Below are 17,916 nucleotides of genomic sequence, written 5' to 3' on the forward strand. Positions count from 1 at the left end.
CCAAACGACCGCCGGGTGGTTTTCGAACAAGTCCCCTCAAGCCGCGGGCCGCGCGACAAGCGGCGGCCCCGGCAGGGCGACGGTTCCCTTACCGATACGATGTCCTGATTGAAGGGGGCCTGCCCGGCGTCACCTCCGGCTGGTGCGCCCGGCCCACGGGCCGGTTTGGGCAGGGGAAGTTTCCTGCGATGTGCTGGCCGGGGTTGCGCCGCGTGAAGCGCTTCTGACCCCGGTCAGCCCTCCATCCTGTAAACGATGCGGAGTCGCCACTGCGCCGCGATGTGCGACACAGCTGGTCTTATCTTAATGGAGGGAAGTGCTTGGCTGGGGTGGTAGGATTCGAACCTACGATACACGATACCAAAAACCGATGCCTTACCACTTGGCTACACCCCAGAAGCAGCGTCGGTTTACCGGGCCACGCGGCGGGCCGCAAGGGAAAATTCGCCTTCTTCAGACCCGGATTGGCTGCTCTTTCGCCAGGGCGTCGAAGCGCATCAACGTGGCCAGCAATTCCGGCATCCGATCGAGCGGAATCATGTTCGGCCCGTCAGAGGGCGCGTTGTCCGGATCCTCATGAGTCTCGATGAAAACACCTGCGATTCCGAGGCTTACGGCCGCGCGTGCCATGACCGGCGCGAATTCGCGCTGGCCGCCGCTGGAGCCGCCCTGGCCGCCCGGTTGCTGCACCGAGTGGGTCGCGTCCATGATGACGGGATAACCGGTCTGCGCCATCCGTGGCAGGCCGCGCATGTCCGCCACGAGGGCGTTGTAGCCAAAGCTCGTACCACGCTCGGTCAGCAGGATTCTGTCATTTCCTGTCGCGGCGACCTTTGCGGCGACGTGGTCCATGTCCCAGGGGGCCAGGAACTGGCCCTTCTTGATGTTGATCACGGCCCCGGTTTCCCCGGCCGCCAGCAGAAGATCGGTCTGGCGGCACAGGAAGGCGGGAATCTGCAGGATCTCGCAGGCCTCCGCTGCCGGTGCGCATTGCTCGGGGGCGTGGACGTCGGTCAGCACCGGGCAGCCGATTTCCGCGCCGATGCTGGCGAGGATCTTCAGCCCCTCATCCAGGCCGAGCCCGCGCTTGCCGCCCAGCGACGTGCGGTTCGCCTTGTCATAGCTGGCCTTGAAGACATAGCCGGCGCCCACGTCGGCGCAGGCCTTTGCCATGGTTTCCGCGATACGCAGCGCGTGGTCGCGCCCCTCAAGCTGGCAGGGGCCCGCGATCACCGTCAGCGGGGCGTCGTTTGAGAATCGCACCCCATGGCCCACATCCACCGATTTCATCTCGGTCATACGCTGACCTGCTCTCGCAGGATGGAAAGGGTGAGTGATACCATGATGTAGGATCCCATGAAGACGAAGAAAGCCAGGATCGTGCTTTCCATTTTCTTTGGAGAGGTCGCTTCCACCGGGGCGATGGGGGCGACGGCGAGTGACAGGTAGCGGACCTGGCGGTTGGCTTCGAGTCGGGCGGCTTCCATGGCGCCGATGCTTTCCTGAAGGATCAGGTGCCGGGTCTGCAGCGCCGTCTCGGCGATCCGCAATTCACCGCTGATGCGGGCCAGGGACACCGTGTTGTCCGATGTCTGGGTGAGGTCGGTCCTCAGCTCGGCGATGCGTTTTTCCAGGCGGCCGATCTCTGCCCTGGCAAGCGCGGTGCGGCTTTCGCTGGGCCGGGGATTCGCAAGCAGTTCCGAAAGTTCGAGGCGTTTTCGTTCCGCCTCCAGCTCCAGGTTGTTGATAATGCCCATTTGCGAGCTCAGTTCGGCTTCCGCGCTCATCACGCCGCGCTGGGATTGCAGTTCGAGCACCCGGCGCTCGGCCTCCATCATCTGTTGTTCCGCATCGAGGTAGCGCTCCTCGGCGATGTGCAGCTGGTCGCCGCGCGCTTCCTGGGTCAGCCCGTCGACACGCTTTTCGGCGTAGCCGACCAGCGCCTCGGCGAAGCGTTGACTGTCCTGCGGGGTCGCGGCGGTCACGGTCATGCGGATCAGTCCCTCTGTCGGGTCGTAGCCGATGGTCATCTTCTTGCGGAAATAGGCGAAAGCTTCGTCCAGCGAGGCATCCTCGGGCAGGCGCTGGATCGAGTCGATCTTCGGGTCCTGGAAATGCGCGACATAGTCGAACTCTTCGTTCAGGCGCATGAAGGCTTCCCGCGAGGTCAGGAATTCCTGCACCACGATACTATCCTGGGAGGTCGCGAACCCGGTGCCCGCCAACAGCCCGCCAAGCCCGCCGGATGCGGCGGGGTTCTCGGACGTCTGGATCACGAACTGCGATTCCGTTTCATACATTGGCGTGGCGATGTTGTAGTAATAGTAGCCGACCACCGCCGTGGGCAGCCCGACGAAGACGACCAGGCGCAGCACCAGCGCGAACAGGCGCCAGCGCCGGCGGCGGATCAGGTCGCGCTGGATCTGGCGGACGGCGGCCTCACGCTCGCCCCCTGTGACGGGTTTGGCGGTGGCGGGCACTTTCTTGGACGCGTCGTCCGTCGTCGTCAGCATGTTCTGGTCTTTGGGGTCCTGCATGACCGCCACGGCCTTGCCCTTGGCCCCTTTGCCGCCCGCGCCGCCCTTTTCCGAGCGTGCGGCCATGTTCAGGATCGACGGCGCGGCCCCTTCGAACACGTCGATCCCGTTCTGCAGCGCGATATAGAGCGCGTGGTTCGAGTTTACCGGCTCGATTCCCAGCGCTGCCGCTTCTCGCATGGCGCGGCGGGAATGGCCGGGACGCAACGTGCGCCCCTTCGGGTCTTGATAGGGGGGCAGGTCGTGCGGGTCCGTCGTTTCAAGATCGACCTCGCGCGGGTCGATCCCCTTGCCGCCGCCTTTGCCTTCCGCAGCTTGCTGCCGCTTGCGGCGACGCTGGGCTTTCAGGTTGTCGTCGGGCTGACCATCATCCGCCATCAAAGTCTCCGATCGGGAAGGGGCTCAGGCTGCATAGTCATACATCTCCTTGGCCTCTTCCAATGTGTCAAACATGTGCAACCGCCCGTCGCGCAGCACAGCCGCCGAGGTGCAGTAGGATTCAAGGATCTTCGCGCTGTGCGAGACGATGACCACCGTCCCGTTGGTCAGCCGCTCGTGCAGGATCTCGCCCGCCTTCAGGTTGAACGCCGCATCCATGGTGGAGGGCATCCCCTCGTCGATGAGATAGATGTCGAACTCCAGGCTGAGCATCAGCGCGAACATGAAACGCGCGCGCATCCCCTGGCTGTAGGTGGCCACCGGCATCTCGAAATATTCCTTGATATCGACGAGGTAGCGGCAGAACGCCTCCACGTAGTCGGCATCGAGACCGTAGAGCCGCGCGATATAGCGGCAGTTTTCCTGCCCCGAGTGCGACTTGTTGATGCCGCTGACGACCCCCAGCGGGAAAGAGATCTTCGAGGTGCGGATGATCTGCCCTTCATCGGGCTTTTCCAGCCCGGCCATCATGTTGATGATCGTCGTCTTGCCCGTGCCGTTGGGCGCGAGGATGCCCATCGACTGGCCAAGTTCAATCCGGAAGGTGGCCTGGTCCAGGATCACTTTCCTGGTCTTGCCGGTCCAGAAGGACTTACTGACGTTCCTGAATTCGATCATCCTGATCCATTCGCATTGGCCGGGCGGTCTGCCCGTTGACCGATGCTCGTTTCCGCGTGCCGCCCTGTTGGGCTTCGGGCGGTCTTTGGCTCGGTCAGAAGTATATGTGCGCCAAGGGTGGTAAATAAAGATGTAAATTCCAAGGCGGCGGTAAGGCGCCCGCCCGGTGACCGGTGCTCCGGCCTGAAAACGTTCGGTGCGCGGCCCCTGTCGAAGGGCGATGCCGCGCACCGTGAAACGTCGTCATCCCCCGGGGGATGCTTCCTGCGTCAGCTTTCCTGCTTTTCGACACCGATTACCGCGGCGACGACAAAGGACACCGCCGCAGCCGCAAAGCTGAACAGCGCGCCCATCTTCGCGGCGTCACGGACCGGTCCGGCATCGAAGGCGACGGTTGCGATGAACAGCGAGACGGTGAAGCCGATCGCCGCGATGCAGCCGATGATCAACAGATCCACCGTGCGCATCCCTTGGGGCAGTCCAAGCCCCATCGGATGTGCCGCAAGCCAGCCCATGAACAGGATGCCGACGGGTTTGCCGATCAGAAGACCCGCAAGCACAAGCCAGGTCGCATCGCCCATGGAGCTGAACTCGACCCCGGCATTCATCAGCCCGAAGAACAGCAGAATCACTTCGACCGGGTGCTTCAGGATATGCTCGATGTGGTTGAGCAGGTCCGTCAGATGCTCCTCCGCCGCGGCGAAGATACCGAAGGCGCGATCCGCGTGCGGGATCGTGGCCACGATCGGCAGCAGGCCGAGGGCAGGGTGAATGCCCGACTGCGCGAAGCCGAACCAGCAGGCGGCACCGGCCACCGCATAGGGCCAGAAGCCGAGCTTTTCGCGCATCCAGGTGGAGTTCGGCCGCGCCTGATTGCCCCGGTCCAGGCGGCGCGGTAGCCAGTTGGCCAGCAGGTACACCGCCGCCGCCGATCCGAAGGAGAACAGCAGCCACACCGGCGCTAGGTCGCCCGAGGGGTAGAAGATCGCCAGGATGATCAGGCCAGCCGCGTCATCCGCGATCGCCAGCAGCAGAAGGAAGCGCACGGCGGGATGGCCCGCGCCGAAGATCATGCGCCCGACAAGGTAGGAAAAGGCGATATCCGTCGCCGTCGGGATCGCCCAGCCGTTGGCAACGGCATCATAGGTTTCCGAGCCCATGATCGCGGCAAGACCGAGGTAGACGGCAATCGGACCGAACATCCCTCCCGAGGTGGCGATCAGCGGCGTGAGGGACTTCTTGCCTCGCAGCGAGCCGCTTTCCAGCGCCACGGCTTCCCAGACTTCCTTGCCCGCGATGGCGAAGAAGAACGCCATCAGCATGTCGTTGACTAGGTAATGCAGCGTCAAAACACGGTGCGGATGATCCGGCAGGATCGCGGCGGCGCCTTCGCCCCAGGCTTGCGCCCAGTGGTCATAGTGGACGCCGATATATTCATTGCCCCAGAGCGGCATCTCGACGAAATGGTGATAGCCCGACGGATCGGTGTTCGCCCAGATCAATGCTGTGACGGCCCCGATGATCAGAAGCAGCGAATAATCCGTCAGAAAATTCCAGACGCGATACATGGGGCAGGGCTCCTTTTCCTAGTCTTCACTCTCTCTAAGTTAAGAGGTTCCCTGCCGCAACCCGAACCCGTGGCCGGCAGGTCAGCCGATTGCCCCCCATGCCAAGCCTGCCGTCAGGGCGCCGATGAAGGCAATGCCGATATAGGCCGCGAAGACCCGCGTCTTGACCAGTGCCCAGACGGCCACGGCTGCGGGAATGCAGCTGACGCCGCCCGCCAGCATGAAGGCCATCGCCGCACCCTGGCTCATGCCCTGCTCGATCAGCCCGCTCAGCAGCGGCACCGCCGCGTAGCCGTTCAGGTAGGCGGGCCCGCCCAGAATCGTTGCCAGCAGGATGGTCCCGATCCCCTCTCCGCCGAGGGTCGAGGCGATCCACTCCGCCGGGATGTGGCGCACCATCAAGGATTCGAGCAGGTAGGCGAAGGCGAGCCACTTGACCAGGAATGCCGCGTTCTGGAAGGCCACGTCGCGAAAGGTGCGGCGGCGGGCTTCCTCCTGCCAGAATCGCCAGACGGGGGCGGCGTCCATCGACACGCCGCTGCCGCCCGAACAGCATCCCTTGGGTTTCGCGTCTTCGCGCAGCGGGTCGGCGAAGGCGGGCGTACGTGCCAGCAGCTTCACCGTGAAACCACCGAATAGGCCCAGGCCCACGGCCGCCGCCGTCTTGGCAAGGGCGAAGGGCAGGCCCAGTGCGCCGGCGGTGATGAAGAACATCGCCGGGTCCATCAGGGGCGAGGCGAGCCAGAACGCCATCGCCGCCGACAGCGGCGCGCCGACGGCCAGCATCGCGGCGATGAAGGGGATCACCTCGCACGAGCAGAACGGCGCCATCCCCCCGACCAGCGCGGCAAGCACGATCATCCGGCTTTCCCGACCGGTGAAGACGCCCGCGACCAGCGATTCCGAGCTGGTCGCATTCAGTCCCGCGACCGCCAGAACCGCGAAGGCGATGAAGGGCGCGGTATGTGCAAGGGAGCTGAGCATATCGCCCAGGACGCCGCCTAAGTCGCCGGGTGTTGCCAAAGCGACCGCCACGAGAACCGCGCCGATCATCAGCCAGACCCGGTCCAGCCGGCGCATGGTCCTCAGCCCGCTTGTCAGTCCGATATCAGTCATGTGCATGCTCCTTCGACGGCGCATCGACATCCGCGCAGCAGGTCAGCAGGAGGTAGTCGCTGATCTGGCGTACCCGCGCGTAATTGGCCTTGGAGATGATCCGCCGGCCCTGCCGCTCCTGCGTGACGAGGCCCGCCTGCGCGAGAAAGCGCAGGTGATGCGTCAGGGTCGAGGCCCCAAGCCCCACGCGTTCGGCCAGCGCACCGGCGGCCATGCCCTCGGGCCCCGCGGCGACCAGCGCCACCAGGACCGAAAGCCGCTGCTCCGATCCCAGCGCCGCGAAAGCCTGCGCCGCCTGTTCCACCTTGAGGATGTCGAGTGTCGGTATGTCCATGGTTTCAATATTTCTATAACTATCGAAATGTTGTCAAGATGCCCGAAGCGCCGCCGGTTTGCGCCCTGTTGTGCGGGCTGCTATCCCGGTCTCCATGCACGGGATCGACCATCTCAGCGCGGAAATCTCCGCCTGCCGCCTGTGCGAGGCGCGCTTCGCCGCCACCGCGACGGCCCATGCGCCGCGCCCTGTGCCCTGTCTGTCGTCCTCCGCGCGTATCCTCGTGGCGGGGCAGGCGCCGGGGATGAAGGTGCACCAGCGCGGCCGCCCGTTCGACGACCCCTCGGGGGATCGGTTGCGGGCGTGGATGGGGATCGATTCCGACACCTTCTACGACCGGGACAGAATCGCCGTCCTGCCGATGGCGTTCTGCTTTCCCGGCTACGATCCAAAGGGCAGCGACCTGCCGCCGCCGCCGGTCTGCGCGCGGACATGGCGCGCCCGCACGTTACAGGCGATGCCCCAGGTCCGCCTGACGCTGCTGGTCGGGGGCTACGCGCAGAAATGGCATCTGGACAAGACCCCGGTGACCGAGCGGGTGAAGCGCTGGCGCGAAACCGTGCCGCAGCATCTGCCCTTGCCCCATCCAAGCTGGCGCAATACCGGGTGGCTCAGGAAAAACCCCTGGTTCGAGGAAGAGGTGCTGCCATGGCTGCGGGAGACCGTGAAAACCCTGCTCTGAAGCTGGAAACGCCGCTGGATGCCGCCCATGACCGGATGATCCGCGCCGGAGAGGGCGACGAAGCCGCGCGCCGCGCCTTTTTCGCCGCCATCGCCGCGAGCGAGCTGATCCTGCTGCTGGAGGAAGAGCCCGCGCCGGGCGCGGACAGCCTGTCGCCACTGATCGTGGAGCCGGGCGGCGTGCCTACGGTGCTGGCTTTCGATACGGATGCGCGCGCGGCGGCCTTCCTTCAGGGCGCTGGGGCGACGGCAACCCTGTCGGGGCAGGTGCTCGCACAGATGGTCGGCCCCGCCGGGCTGTCGCTGGCGCTGAACCTGGATGTCGCGCCGTCGGCGATCATCCTGCCCGGCGACGCGCTGGCCTGGATCGCCGAGACGGCGACCGCCGCGTCGCAGTTGGAGGCGCAGGTCACCGGTTTGCGCGCGCCCGAAGGGCTGCCGCAGGAATTGCTCGACGCGCTGGAGCCCGCGCTTGCGGCCTCCCGGGGGCAGGCTGGTTTCGCGGCCCTGGCGGAGGCGCGGTATGGCGACGGAACCACCGGCCTCGTCCTCGGACTGCCGGGTGTGGCGGGCGAGGCGCAGGCCGCGCTGTCCGCCGCCGTCGCCTCGGCGCTGTCGCGCGCGGGCTTCGGGGCGCTCAGCGTCGATGTCATGTTCCCCGAGCCGGCCAGCACCCTGGCCGAACGCTTGCGCTCTGTCGGTATCCTGCGGGACCTGCCGGCGGCCCCCGCCAGCCCCGGCAGCGCGCCCGGGGGCGATCCGAACCGCCCGCCGCGCCTGATCTGAACGATCGTTCAGTAACCCGCCGCGCGGTCGACCGGGTAAAGCAACGGCTCCCCGCGCTCGCCGCGCAGGATGTTGGCCGCGATCACCTCCGCCGCGGTTTCGGGCCGCGTGGCCGAGGCGATGTGCGGCGTCACCGTCACGCGGGGATGCGCCCAGTAGGGATGCTCTGCCGGCAGCGGCTCGGTCGCGAAAACGTCCAGCGTGGCGTGGCCGATGTGCCCGGCATCCAGCGCCGCGAGCAGGGCGTCGTCATCGATCAGCGGGCCGCGCCCGGGATTGATGATGATCGCGCCCTTCGGCAGCTCCGCCAGCGTTGCGGCGTTGATGATGTGCCTTGTGTCGGGCGTCAGCGGCAGCAGAAGGACCAGGATCTCGGACTGCGCCAGCACCATGGCGAGCCCGGCGTCGCCGTGGGCGCTGCGCACCCCCTCGACGGCCTTGGCACGCCTGCTCCAGCCGCTGACGGCGAAACCATGCCGTGCCAGCGCTTGGGCGCAGGCCGCCCCCAGCGCGCCGAGGCCGAGCACGCCGACCCGCCGGTCGCGCGCCAGCGGCGGGATGGTGTCGTTGCGCCAGACGCCGTCCTGCCCGAGGATATGTGCGTCCATGCCAAGGTGGTGGCGCAGGACATGCCCGCTGACCCAGTCGATCATGCCAAGGCGCAACCCGTCATCTGACATCCGCGTCAGCGGCTGCGTCAGGCTTTCGTTGCCGACGATCTTTTCCACCCCCGCCCAGAGGCTCAGCACCGCCTTGGCGTTGGTGTAGGGGGCGAAGTCGCTCAAGTCGCTTTTCGGGGCGTAGACGATGTAGTCGACCGCCTCGGGCGGGGCATCGCGCACCAGCGTGATCGGCACCCCCGCTTCGGCGCAGGCCGCCGGGATCAGCCCGGCGTAGGCGTCCCATTCCTCCGGCGGCCCGGCGTAAAGGACCAGCGGGGCAGGCTCAGCGCGGTCGGTGGACATGCGCACTCTGCATCAGGCCGAAAGCCGCCAGCAACACCAACATCGCCGAGCCGCCGTAGCTGACCAGCGGCAGCGGGACACCCACGACGGGGATCAGCCCGATGACCATCGCCATGTTGGCCGCGAAAAAGAAAAAGAAGGTCGCGCCGATCCCGGCGGTCAGCAGGGCGCCGAAGCGGTCCCGGTTCATCATGGCCGAGGTGAAGGTGAAGACGATCACCAGCGCGTAGAGCCCCAGCAGCGTTACGGAGCCGACGAAGCCGAACTCCTCGGCCAGGGTGGTGAAGATGAAATCGGTGTGCTTCTCGGGCAGGAAGTTCAGCCGCGTCTGCGTTCCTTCCATGAAGCCGCGCCCAGTCAGCCCGCCAGAGCCGAGGGCGATCTTGGACTGCGTGATGTGATAACCCGCCCCGAGCGGGTCGGTGGACGGGTCGAGAAACGTCTCGATCCGCCGGTACTGGTAGTCCTTCAGGATCTGCCAGTCCGTCCCGCGGCTTTGCATCACCACCGCCACCATCCCGATGGCCGAGCCGATGCCGGCGGCGAAATACCAGATCGACACCCCGGCCATGAACATGACCACCGCGGCCCCCGCGCCCAGCAGGATCGCGGTGCCGAGGTCGGGCTGCTTTAGGACCAGTGCCATGGGGATCAGCGTCAGGATCACCGGCAGCACAAGCCACTGCGGGCGGCTGACCTTCTCGGGGTCCAGCCAGTCGTAGTAAAGCGCCAGCACCATCACCAGCGCGATCTTCATCACTTCGGAGGGTTGCAGCTGGATCACGCCGAGGTCGATCCAGCGCTGCGCGCCCATGCCCACCGCGCCGAAGAATTCCACGACCAGCAGCAGCACAAGCCCGCCGATATAGGCCAGCGGGGCGATCGCGCGCCAGAAACGGATGTGGATCAACGCGATGACCAGCATCAGCGTCATCCCCAGCGCGAATCGGATGACCTGCCGGCGCGCCCAGGGGTCCCAGGACCCGTCGGCCACGGAATAGAGCATTAGGAATCCCGCCGCCGCGATGGTGCACAGCAGAAGGATCACCGCCCAGTTCAGGTGCAGGAACTTCGCGAAGCCCGTGGGCAGTTGGCGGTGCGATTGGTCGAGAAAGGTCATGCGCGATCCCGCCCCGCGCCGCTTTCGCCCGGCTCCGAAGGCGCTGCGCCCGGAGGCTGGCTGAGCCGTTCATCTTCCTCCGCGCGGCGGCGCTCGATTTCCTCGCGCTCCCCGGCGGGGTAGGCGGCAAGTGGCGGTCGTGGGCCGTACAGGGCGTGCATCATCACGTCGCGCGCGATCGGTGCCGCGGCGGTGGAGCCACCCCCGCCGTGCTCGACAATCGTGGCCACCGCGTAGCGCGGCGCGTCGAAGGGGGCGTAGCAGACGAACAGCGCATGGTCGCGGCGGTTCCAGGGCAGGTCCTCGTTGCGGAAAACGCCGCGGGCGCGTTCCTCGGGGGTGATGATCCTGACCTGGCTGGTGCCGGTCTTGCCGGCCAGCTTCACCTCCGGGTCGGCGATGCGGGCGCGGTAGCCGGTGCCGCGGCGGTTGTTCACCACCTCGTACATACCCTCGCGCACCATCGTCAGGCCGGCTTGCCCAAGCCCCATGTCCGGGGCCGGTTCGCCGGGCAGCACCGGGCTGCCGTCGATCGCGCGGATCAGTTGCGGCTGCACCGCGCGCCCGGTCGCGATGCGGGCCGTCATCACCGCCAGCTGCAGCGGAGAGGCGAGCATGAAGCCCTGTCCGATCCCGGAGTTGAGCGTGTCGCCGATCTGCCACGCCTCGTCATAGGTGGCGCGTTTCCACGCCTTTGTCGGGGTCAGCCCCGCCGTGATCGCGGGCAATGGCAGGTCGTGGCGCATGCCGATGCCCAGCCGGTTCGCCATTTCGCTGATCTTGTCGATGCCGATGCGTTGCGCGATGTCGTAGTAATAGACATCGCAGGAGGATTTCAGGCTTTCCTCAAGGTCCACGTGACCGTGCCCGCCGCGCCGCCAGCAATGGAAGCGGCGGTTGCCGAGCTGGTAGAAGCCGGGGCACCAGACGGTTTCCTGCGGGCCGACGACGCCAGCCTCGATCGCGGCCAGCGCGACAACCATCTTGAAGGTGGAGCCGGGCGGATAGGCGCCGGACACCGACTTGTTCGACAGCGGCCGGTACGGGTCCTCAAGCAGCGTATTCCAGTTGTCGAAGGAAATGCCGAAGACAAAGGCGTTGGGGTCGAAACTGGGGGCCGAGGCGGCGGCAAGGATCTCGCCGCTTTCCACGTCCATCACGACGGTAGAGGCGCTTTGCCCGTCCATTCGCTGAAGAGCATAGGCCTGAAGCTCCGCGTCCAGCGTCAGGTGCATGTCGTTGCCCGGCGTGCCCTCGCGGCGGTCAAGCTCTCGCATCACGCGGCCAAGGGCGTTCACCTCGATCCGGCTGGCCCCGGCGGCGCCGCGCAGGTCCTTTTCGCGGCGCACTTCGATCCCGGTCTTGCCGATCTGGAAGTCGGGGATCTGCAACAGCGGGTCCTGGTCATCCTCCCGCTGCAACTCCCGCTCGTTCACGGGGCCGACGTAGCCGACCATATGGGCGGTCGCGTGGCCCTGCGGGTAGTGGCGGGTCAGCCCGACCTCCGGCGTGATGCCCGGCAGGGCAGGGGCGTTGGCGGCGACGCGGGCGACCTCCTCCCAGGTCAGATGCTCGGCGACGGTCACCGGCACGAAGGCGCTGCGCTGGCGCACCTCCTTCAGGACCTTTTCGCGCCGCTCGGGGCCGAGGGGGATCAGCCGCGACAGCCGGTCGAGCGCGGCCTCCACGTCGCCAGCTTGCTCACGCACCAGCACGATGCGGTAGTTCTGCCGGTTTTCCGCCAGGGGCGCGCCGTTGCGGTCCAGCACAAGGCCGCGCGCCGGGGCCAGCAGGCGGATGTTCATGCGGTTTTCTTCCGCCAGCAGGCGGTAGGTGTCCGCCTCCTCGACCTGCAGCTTGCGCATGCGCACGCCAAGCCCGGTGACGGCGGCGAGTTGCAGCCCGACCAGGATCAGCCCGCGCCGGGTCATGCGGGTCGCGTTGCCCGTTTCCCTTGGCTTCATGCGACCCTCCCCAAACGGCTGGAGCGTTCGACGGGCTTTGGGCTGCGCACGCGGAAGACGTAGTGCAGCAGTGCCGCCATCACCGGGTAGGCCGCCACGGTGACGATGAAATAGCGCAACGCCAGCAAACCCTCGGGGCGTTGCACGAGGGCGAGCTTCAGCAGCAGCGCGTGCAGCATCAGACCGATGGCAAGGGCAAGGCTGAACGTCAGCCACTCCGCCACGAAGGGGCGGTTGCGCAGCGCGGTGCGCCGGTCGCCGATCACCTCGACGATCAGCAGCGAGATCAACGCCCAGAGCCCGACGGGCCGTTGCAGCATCAGGTCGCCCAGAAGGAACAGCAGCGCGATCAGCAGCAGCGGCGCATTCTGCGGCGCGCGCACCGTCCAGAGCACGACGATGATGAGCAGCAGATCGGGCAGCACCGCCGCGCCGGCGCTGAGTTGCAGCGGCGCAAGGTGGAAATAGATCGACAGGAGTCCCAGAAGCGCCAGCAGCGCGGTCTGCAGCAGTGAAAAGGCCGGTTTCTTCATTCGACCGCCTCTTGCGCCGTTTCCCCTGTGCCGATGGCCACGGGGGGCAGGGGCGGGCCGATCAGGTCGCCGGTGCCGTCGATCACCTCTCCTGGGACGCGGCGCAGCACGCGGATGAACTCCAGCCGCCGGTATTCCGCCGCCAGCCGCGTGCGCAGCCGTCCCGAGGGGTCGGTCGCCACGGTGCCGACGGTGATGTCGGACGGGAACACCCCGCCATCGCCCGAGGTCACGACCCGGTCACCGGGGCGCACCTGTTCGGCGTCGTCGATGAATTCCAGCAGCGGCGCGTTGGTGTTGTCGCCCGTCAGAAGCGCGCGTTGCCCCGAGGGCTGGATGATCACCGGCACCCGGCTGTTGATGTCGGTCAGGAAGATCACGCGCGCCGACTGCTCGCCCACCCCCGAGATCCGCCCCACGAGGCCCGATCCGTCCACCGTGGCCGACCCGTCGGTCACGCCGTCGATCCGCCCGATGTTCAGCAGTGCGGATTGACGGAAGGGAGAGCCCGAGTCGGTCAGCACCTCGCCCGTGATGAAGCTGATGCGGGGGCTGAGGCGCACGTTGTTCAGCGCGCGCAGGCGGGCGTTCTTTTCCTCGAGCTGAAGGGCGGCCTCGCGCCAGCCGCGCATGCGCTGCAATTCGCGGCGCAGCTCTCGGTTCTGCTCGTAGACGCGGTCGAGTTCTTCGTAATCGGCGACCATCCGGGTCAGGTAGGTGACCGGGCTGATCGTCCACTCGAAGCTGGGCATCACCCGGTCCATCAGGGCGACGCGCAGCTTTTCGACGCGGGGGTTGTCGATCCGCCAGAGCAAGAAAAGGGCGATGAAGATCAGGCAGATCCCGCCAAAGAGCACACGCCGCAGCGTGCGCCACATCGCTCTCGCTTCGTTGTCGCCACTGGCCAAGCCTGCCTGCCTCCGATGATGCGCTGTCGGGTCAGTTCCCGAAGTCTATCACATGTGCGAGCTGTTGTTCGTATTCCAATGCCTTGCCGGTTCCCAGCGCCACGCAGTTCAGCGTTTCGTCAGCGATGGAAATCGCCAGGCCCGTCTGTTCGCGCAGCGCCAAGTCCAGGTCGCCCAGAAGCGCGCCGCCGCCGGTCAGCATGACGCCCCGGTCCACGATGTCCGCCGCCAGGTCGGGCGGGGTGGATTCAAGGGCGGTCATCACCGCCTCGCAGATCTGCTGCACGGGTTCGGCCACCGCCTCGGCCACCTGGGCCTGCGTCACCTCGGTTTCCTTTGGAACACCGTTCAGCAGGTCGCGCCCGCGAATGTCCATGCTGGCCCCGCGCCCGTCGTCGGGCATCCGCGCCGAACCGATGGAGGTCTTGATGCGTTCCGCCGTGGCGTCGCCCACCAGCAGGTTATGCTGGCGGCGCAGGTAGCTGATGATCGCCTCGTCCATCCGGTCCCCGCCGACGCGCACCGAGCGGGCATAGACGATGTCCGCCAGGCTCAGCACCGCGACTTCCGTGGTGCCGCCGCCGATGTCCACGACCATGTTGCCGGTCGGGTCGGTGATCGGCATTCCGGCGCCGATGGCCGCCGCGATCGGTTCCGCGATCAGGCCCGCCTTGCGCGCACCGGCGCTGATCACCGATTCGCGGATCGCGCGTTTTTCCACCGGGGTGGCGCCATGGGGCACGCAAACGATGATCTTGGGCTTGGCCCAGGAGCCGCCCTTGTGCACCTTGCGGATGAAATGCTTGATCATTTCCTCGGCAACGTCGAAATCGGCGATCACGCCCTCGCGCATGGGCCGGATCGCCTGGATCGAGCCGGGCGTGCGGCCCAGCATCAGCTTGGCGTCCTCGCCCACGGCAAGTACCTGTTTCTTACCGTCTTTTATGTGATACGCCACGACAGAAGGCTCGTTCAGAACGATGCCCTTGCCCTTGACATACACCAAGGTGTTCGCTGTTCCGAGGTCGATGGCCATATCGGCCGAAAACAGCCCCGTAAGTGCCCCAAACATACCCGTACCCGCCAGTAATGTGTTGTTGCCAGGCGCGGTGCAGTCGCCGCGTCTGCGCCTGGATTGACGCGACTTATACGCCGCGCGGACGGGTGGGGTAAAGGGCCGCTGTCGGTGCTAACGGGCCACCCGGCGAAATCAAGCCGGATATCCCCCGCCGGTGCTCCCGGCGGGGGGGACTCATGCGGGATTTCCCGGCCTATCCGGCGGCGGCATCCATTTGCGCATGGGTGCTTTTTTCGCGCCGCAACACCAGCCGGTTCAGCGCGCTGACATAGGCCTTGGCCGAGGCGACGACGGTGTCCGTGTCCGAGGCTTGCGCGCTGGACACCTTGCCGTTTTCTTCCAGCCGGACAGAGACGGTGGCCTGCGCGTCGGTGCCTTCGGTGACCGCATGAACCTGGTAGAGCGCCAGTTTCGCGTCCGGGTGGGGCACCAGCGCCTTGATCGCGTTGAACACGGCGTCGATCGGCCCGTCGCCCTGCATGGTGACCTGCTTGTCCTCGCCCTCGATCGTCAAGGTCAGGTCCGCCGACTGCGGCGCCTCCGTGCCGCAGATCACGCGCAGGAACTTCACCTGGATCGCGCTGCCCTGGGTGGAGGCGCTGTCGGCCATCATCGCGACCAGGTCCTCGTCGAAGACCTCTTTCTTGCGGTCCGCCAGTTCCTTGAAGCGCACGAAGACGTCCTTCAGCTGGTTGTCGCCCAGTTCGAAGCCGAGATCCTTCAACTTGGCGCGCAGCGCGGCCCGGCCCGAGTGCTTGCCCATGACCAGCGAGGTCTCGGACAGGCCCACATCCTCGGGGCGCATGATCTCGAAGGTCTCGGCGTTCTTCAGCATGCCGTCCTGGTGGATGCCGGACTCGTGCGCGAAGGCGTTCTTGCCCACGATGGCCTTGTTGTACTGCACCGCGAAGCCGGAGACGGCGGCGACGCGGCGGCTGATCTGCATGATCTTGCGGCTGTCCACGCCGGTTGCATAGGGCATGATGTCGTTGCGCACCTTCAGTGCCATGACGACTTCTTCCAGCGCGGTGTTGCCCGCGCGCTCACCCAGGCCGTTGATGGTGCATTCGACCTGGCGTGCACCGGCCTCCACCGCGGCCAGGCTGTTGGCGGTCGCCATGCCCAGGTCGTTATGACAGTGGGTGGCGAAGACGACCTCATCCGCGCCGGGCACCGATTCGATCAGCATCCGGATCAGGTCCGCGCTTTCGCGCGGCGCGGTATAGCCGACGGTATCGGGGATGTTGATCGTGGTGGCGCCCGCCTTGATCGCGATCTCGATCACCCGCTTGAGGTAGTCTTCCTCGGTCCGGGTCGCATCCATGGGCGACCATTGCACGTTGTCGCACAGGTTGCGCGCCAGCGTCACGCTGTCGTGGATCACCTCCGCCATCTGGTCCTGGTCCAGGTTCGGGATCGCCCGGTGCAGCGGAGAGGTGCCGATGAACGTGTGGATTCGCGGGCGCTTGGCGTGTTTCACCGCTTCCCAGCAACGCTCGATATCGGCGGATTTCGCGCGGGCCAGGCCGCAGATCACCGCGTTGCGGGCCTGCGCCGCGATCTTGCTGACCGCCTCGAAGTCGCCCTCGCTGGCGATGGGGAAGCCCGCCTCGATGATGTCCACGCCCATGGCGTCGAGCATCTCGGCGATCTCCAGCTTCTCGGCCAGCGTCATCGTGGCGCCGGGCGACTGCTCGCCGTCACGCAGGGTGGTGTCGAAAATCAGGACGCGGTCCTGTTCTGTCGTCTGTGTCATGGGTCTGTGTCCTAAAGCCGTTTTGGGATTGTGGAGGCGCGACAATCAGGTTCCTCTGAGCGCGCGCGCCAGCATCCCGGCACGCTCAGAGGCGGCTAAGGAGAAGAAGCAGGGCAGAAAGGATGCTCATCTGTTTCATGGGGTGCAGGATACGCCTGAGCGTGGGGGTGTAAAGCGAAATCTGCCCAAGGTCAGCCCCGATCCCCGCGCGGCGCGGCTTGCACGACCCCGGCGACAAGGCAGCATAGCCCGATCAGCGCCGCCGCAAGCCCGCCGGACCAGAGAAGGGCGGCCACCTCCGCGTCCCGCGACAGCGCCCCGAAATGGCGCAGCAGGTACCACCAGTCGTGGATCACCGCCTGTCCGCCGACCAGCGGCAGCGCGCGGGCCTGCGCATCACCGGCATAGACGGAGACGGACTGCAACGCCGTGCCCATCCAGACGAGGCAGCCGCCAAGCGCGCTCCACTGCCGCTGGCGCATCGCCAGCAGGGCCAGCGTGGCGGGAAGCCCCACCTCGAACAGGCTGCCGCCCGCCACGCTCCATAATCTCCCGAGGGGCGAGAAGATCACGTGCCCCGCCTCGTGAAAGACCAGGTTGACGCTTTGAACCAGGGCGTAGGGTTCCGCGAACCAGAAACTCCGGAGCACGACCAGGACCGAAACGACCAGTGCCACGGCGCGCCCGAAGCCCATGACGCTCAGGCCAGCCCGAGTTCGGCGTCCGTGGCGATGCGCGCGTATTTGTCCTTCGGCGGCAGGGGGCGGTCACGCCAGTCCGGCTCGAACACGAAGGAGGACAGCTTGCGTCCCTCGGGCAGCGCGCCGTTGCCCGCGCCGATGGCGTAGTCGTAATACAGCGTGACGATCTGCTCAAAGGTGACCTGCTGCGCCGCCGGATGTGCCTCGCAGGCTGCTTTCCAGGCGCGCACCCGGGCGAATTCGGCGGTGTCGGGGATGTCGAACCCCTCGTAGTAGTCTAGGAACCAGAACCGCATGAACAACGGGGTATAGACCACTTCGGCCAGGCCGAAATCGTCGAACAGGAACAGCCCGCCGGGGTTGTGCCTGTCGAGGAACACGCCAAGCCAGCGGTAGTGATCCAGCATCTTTTCGCGGAACTCCGGGGTCCGGGCGGGATCGGTGTTCAGCACCATAGTGTAGCCGGTGTCCGTGAAGCGCTCGGCGTGGGCGATCATCAACCGCTCGACGCCCCGCTCGTAGGGATCCTTGCGCGCGATGAGGGGCTGTGCGAAGCGCTCTTCGAAATAGCGCAGGATGACCAGGCTTTCCTTCAGGATGCGGCCCTGCTCATCCTCCAAAACGGGCAAGACGGTTGTGCCGCCGGTCTTTTCCAGCAGCCAGTCCGGGCGGGGCACGGTGACATCGATCACGCGGAACTCAACAGCGTCGCGCAGGCCCTTGAGCTGCAACAGGATTTCAACGCGCTGGGAAAAGGGGCAAACGGGAATGTGGTAGATAATCGGCTTATTCATATGACCTTCCTTTTGGCGC

The 17,916-nt window shown here is 66.3% G+C and carries 17 protein-coding genes and 1 tRNA gene; 2 read left to right on the forward strand and 16 right to left on the reverse strand.

What is annotated here, in order from left to right:
* Positions 1-321: 321 nt before the first annotated feature.
* From DJ029_RS18175 to DJ029_RS18205, 7 genes are all read right to left on the reverse strand, one after another.
* Positions 322-396, reverse strand: a tRNA-Gln gene (locus DJ029_RS18175).
* 57 nt (positions 397-453) lie between these two features.
* Positions 454-1,290 carry a 3-deoxy-8-phosphooctulonate synthase gene (kdsA, locus tag DJ029_RS18180; RefSeq protein WP_112323994.1) on the reverse strand — a complete coding sequence of 279 codons (837 nt, stop codon included), beginning with the start codon at positions 1,288-1,290 and terminating at the stop codon, positions 454-456.
* A gap of 5 nt (positions 1,291-1,295) precedes the next feature.
* On the reverse strand, positions 1,296-2,915 hold the full coding sequence (locus DJ029_RS18185) for a KpsE/RkpR family capsule polysaccharide export protein (protein WP_112323918.1): 1,620 nt from the start codon (positions 2,913-2,915) through the stop codon (positions 1,296-1,298).
* Between the two features lie 24 nt (positions 2,916-2,939).
* Positions 2,940-3,593 (reverse strand): ABC transporter ATP-binding protein, encoded by a 654-nt coding sequence (locus DJ029_RS18190; protein WP_112323919.1) that lies wholly within the window; start codon positions 3,591-3,593, stop codon positions 2,940-2,942.
* Between the two features lie 269 nt (positions 3,594-3,862).
* A complete protein-coding gene (locus tag DJ029_RS18195; RefSeq protein WP_112323920.1) occupies positions 3,863-5,161 on the reverse strand; it encodes a Na+/H+ antiporter NhaA in 1,299 nt (432 codons plus the stop codon).
* Between the two features lie 81 nt (positions 5,162-5,242).
* On the reverse strand, positions 5,243-6,277 hold the full coding sequence (locus tag DJ029_RS18200; RefSeq protein ID WP_112323921.1) for a permease: 1,035 nt from the start codon (positions 6,275-6,277) through the stop codon (positions 5,243-5,245).
* Positions 6,270-6,611: an ArsR/SmtB family transcription factor gene (locus tag DJ029_RS18205; protein WP_112323922.1), complete on the reverse strand. Its 342-nt coding sequence runs from the start codon at positions 6,609-6,611 to the stop codon at positions 6,270-6,272. The genes DJ029_RS18200 and DJ029_RS18205 overlap by 8 nt, the downstream gene beginning before the upstream one ends.
* Positions 6,612-6,705: 94 nt before the next feature.
* Between DJ029_RS18205 and DJ029_RS18210 the strand changes: the two genes are divergently transcribed.
* Both DJ029_RS18210 and DJ029_RS18215 read left to right on the forward strand, forming a co-directional pair.
* Positions 6,706-7,293, forward strand: a complete 588-nt coding sequence (locus DJ029_RS18210) for a uracil-DNA glycosylase family protein (protein ID WP_112323923.1) — start codon at positions 6,706-6,708, stop codon at positions 7,291-7,293.
* Positions 7,260-8,078: an SseB family protein gene (locus tag DJ029_RS18215; protein ID WP_112323924.1), complete on the forward strand. Its 819-nt coding sequence runs from the start codon at positions 7,260-7,262 to the stop codon at positions 8,076-8,078. The genes DJ029_RS18210 and DJ029_RS18215 overlap by 34 nt, the downstream gene beginning before the upstream one ends.
* 8 nt (positions 8,079-8,086) lie before the next feature.
* Here DJ029_RS18215 and DJ029_RS18220 read toward each other — a convergent pair whose 3' ends face one another.
* From DJ029_RS18220 to DJ029_RS18260, 9 genes are all read right to left on the reverse strand, one after another.
* A complete protein-coding gene (locus DJ029_RS18220) occupies positions 8,087-9,043 on the reverse strand; it encodes a 2-hydroxyacid dehydrogenase (protein ID WP_112323925.1) in 957 nt (318 codons plus the stop codon).
* Entirely contained in the window at positions 9,024-10,163 is a 1,140-nt protein-coding gene (gene rodA, locus DJ029_RS18225; RefSeq protein ID WP_112323926.1) for a rod shape-determining protein RodA, read from the reverse strand. Before rodA ends, DJ029_RS18220 begins: the two co-directional genes overlap by 20 nt.
* Positions 10,160-12,127: a penicillin-binding protein 2 gene (gene mrdA / locus DJ029_RS18230; RefSeq protein WP_112323927.1), complete on the reverse strand. Its 1,968-nt coding sequence runs from the start codon at positions 12,125-12,127 to the stop codon at positions 10,160-10,162. Before mrdA ends, rodA begins: the two co-directional genes overlap by 4 nt.
* Positions 12,124-12,660, reverse strand: a complete 537-nt coding sequence (locus DJ029_RS18235; RefSeq protein ID WP_112323928.1) for a rod shape-determining protein MreD — start codon at positions 12,658-12,660, stop codon at positions 12,124-12,126. Before DJ029_RS18235 ends, mrdA begins: the two co-directional genes overlap by 4 nt.
* A complete protein-coding gene (gene mreC / locus DJ029_RS18240) occupies positions 12,657-13,538 on the reverse strand; it encodes a rod shape-determining protein MreC (RefSeq protein WP_112323929.1) in 882 nt (293 codons plus the stop codon). The genes DJ029_RS18235 and mreC overlap by 4 nt, the downstream gene beginning before the upstream one ends.
* A 61-nt stretch (positions 13,539-13,599) precedes the next feature.
* Positions 13,600-14,640 carry a rod shape-determining protein gene (locus DJ029_RS18245; RefSeq protein ID WP_112323930.1) on the reverse strand — a complete coding sequence of 347 codons (1,041 nt, stop codon included), beginning with the start codon at positions 14,638-14,640 and terminating at the stop codon, positions 13,600-13,602.
* Positions 14,641-14,839: 199 nt separating this feature from the next.
* Positions 14,840-16,402 (reverse strand): 2-isopropylmalate synthase, encoded by a 1,563-nt coding sequence (locus tag DJ029_RS18250; RefSeq protein WP_112323931.1) that lies wholly within the window; start codon positions 16,400-16,402, stop codon positions 14,840-14,842.
* Positions 16,403-16,593: 191 nt separating this feature from the next.
* A complete protein-coding gene (locus DJ029_RS18255; protein ID WP_112323932.1) occupies positions 16,594-17,097 on the reverse strand; it encodes a hypothetical protein in 504 nt (167 codons plus the stop codon).
* Between the two features lie 5 nt (positions 17,098-17,102).
* Positions 17,103-17,897, reverse strand: a complete 795-nt coding sequence (locus DJ029_RS18260) for a glutathione S-transferase family protein (RefSeq protein ID WP_112323933.1) — start codon at positions 17,895-17,897, stop codon at positions 17,103-17,105.
* Positions 17,898-17,916: the final 19 nt, after the last annotated feature.

This window comes from Oceanibium sediminis, assembly GCF_003265325.1.
Taxonomy (GTDB): Bacteria; Pseudomonadota; Alphaproteobacteria; order Rhodobacterales; family Rhodobacteraceae; genus Halovulum; species Halovulum sediminis.

Coding starts and splice junctions, on each gene's coding strand:
- kdsA (WP_112323994.1), bottom strand. CDS start 1,290: ATGAAATCGGTGGATGTGGGCCATGGGGTGCGATTCTCAAACGACGCC.
- DJ029_RS18185 (WP_112323918.1), bottom strand. CDS start 2,915: ATGGCGGATGATGGTCAGCCCGACGACAACCTGAAAGCCCAGCGTCGC.
- DJ029_RS18190 (WP_112323919.1), bottom strand. CDS start 3,593: ATGATCGAATTCAGGAACGTCAGTAAGTCCTTCTGGACCGGCAAGACC.
- DJ029_RS18195 (WP_112323920.1), bottom strand. CDS start 5,161: ATGTATCGCGTCTGGAATTTTCTGACGGATTATTCGCTGCTTCTGATC.
- DJ029_RS18200 (WP_112323921.1), bottom strand. CDS start 6,277: ATGACTGATATCGGACTGACAAGCGGGCTGAGGACCATGCGCCGGCTG.
- DJ029_RS18205 (WP_112323922.1), bottom strand. CDS start 6,611: ATGGACATACCGACACTCGACATCCTCAAGGTGGAACAGGCGGCGCAG.
- DJ029_RS18210 (WP_112323923.1), top strand. CDS start 6,706: ATGCACGGGATCGACCATCTCAGCGCGGAAATCTCCGCCTGCCGCCTG.
- DJ029_RS18215 (WP_112323924.1), top strand. CDS start 7,260: ATGGCTGCGGGAGACCGTGAAAACCCTGCTCTGAAGCTGGAAACGCCG.
- DJ029_RS18220 (WP_112323925.1), bottom strand. CDS start 9,043: ATGTCCACCGACCGCGCTGAGCCTGCCCCGCTGGTCCTTTACGCCGGG.
- rodA (WP_112323926.1), bottom strand. CDS start 10,163: ATGACCTTTCTCGACCAATCGCACCGCCAACTGCCCACGGGCTTCGCG.
- mrdA (WP_112323927.1), bottom strand. CDS start 12,127: ATGAAGCCAAGGGAAACGGGCAACGCGACCCGCATGACCCGGCGCGGG.
- DJ029_RS18235 (WP_112323928.1), bottom strand. CDS start 12,660: ATGAAGAAACCGGCCTTTTCACTGCTGCAGACCGCGCTGCTGGCGCTT.
- mreC (WP_112323929.1), bottom strand. CDS start 13,538: ATGTGGCGCACGCTGCGGCGTGTGCTCTTTGGCGGGATCTGCCTGATC.
- DJ029_RS18245 (WP_112323930.1), bottom strand. CDS start 14,640: ATGTTTGGGGCACTTACGGGGCTGTTTTCGGCCGATATGGCCATCGAC.
- DJ029_RS18250 (WP_112323931.1), bottom strand. CDS start 16,402: ATGACACAGACGACAGAACAGGACCGCGTCCTGATTTTCGACACCACC.
- DJ029_RS18255 (WP_112323932.1), bottom strand. CDS start 17,097: ATGGGCTTCGGGCGCGCCGTGGCACTGGTCGTTTCGGTCCTGGTCGTG.
- DJ029_RS18260 (WP_112323933.1), bottom strand. CDS start 17,897: ATGAATAAGCCGATTATCTACCACATTCCCGTTTGCCCCTTTTCCCAG.